Origin of the sequence: Pseudoalteromonas sp. SG45-5 (genome assembly GCF_014164085.1) — a bacterium.
GTDB lineage: Bacteria > Pseudomonadota > Gammaproteobacteria > Enterobacterales > Alteromonadaceae > Pseudoalteromonas > Pseudoalteromonas aliena.
Genome location: NZ_JACJEM010000137.1, coordinates 1 through 786 on the forward strand (window position 1 = coordinate 1; position 786 = coordinate 786).

The 786-nt window shown below is 41.2% G+C and carries 1 protein-coding gene; it reads right to left on the reverse strand.

The window, feature by feature from the left end:
* Positions 1-241 precede the first annotated feature (241 nt).
* Positions 242-786, reverse strand: a 545-nt coding sequence (locus tag H5119_RS19980) for a transposase (RefSeq protein ID WP_182703478.1), incomplete at its 5' end; no start/stop codon positions are given.

The following is a 786-nucleotide window of genomic DNA, read 5'->3' on the forward strand; positions in this document are numbered from 1 at the left end:
ATCAGAGTTGGTGTTGTTTATGCTATGGGAATTTGCTTTTTAGAGGCTCTAGCTAAATCAGCTAATTTAATCAGCTTACCTATTATAATTTAAGCTATCCCTGCGTTGCTCAGCATTTATTATGTCCCTATTAAACCTAATATTTAACCGTTAAGCAATGATATTTTTCTCACGCAAAGCCGCTACTAGCCTGAACAATTAAGCAGGTTAACTCATTGATTCTATTTAGCAGGCTAGCCCGCTAACTCGTTCGCTCTGTTTTAATCGTCACTATATCCGATTCTGATATACCAATAAATCGTAAGGTACCCACCTTGCATGACTGGCAAGGCCAATGCTGTACCAATGGCGCTTTTTCTGCCTTTGCTTTCAGCTTCACGGGTTTGAGTGGAATTGATACCTGAGACCTTATTAACGCTAACTTTCGCTTTCTACACGCATTAGCTAAAAAGCCATAGTGGCGAATGCGCATAAACCCTTTGGGCAATACATGTTGTAAGTAGCGCCGTAAAAATTCATCACAACTCAGAGTCATGACTTTATCGCGGTTGTTATCTGCATAATCGCGGTATTTAAAGCTCACTGTTTCTTCAGTTGCTGACACTAATCGCGGTTCTGACATCACGCCTTTTCGGGTATAACGAGCAAGGTAACTAACTAGCTTTTCACTGTACGTTAAACAGGCTTTGCTATACACGCACCATTTGGTTGGTGTGCTTACCTTCGCGAATGAACTATCGCATTCATTGAGCGCCGCCAGCATTTTACCTCTAAAGACTGTTGATA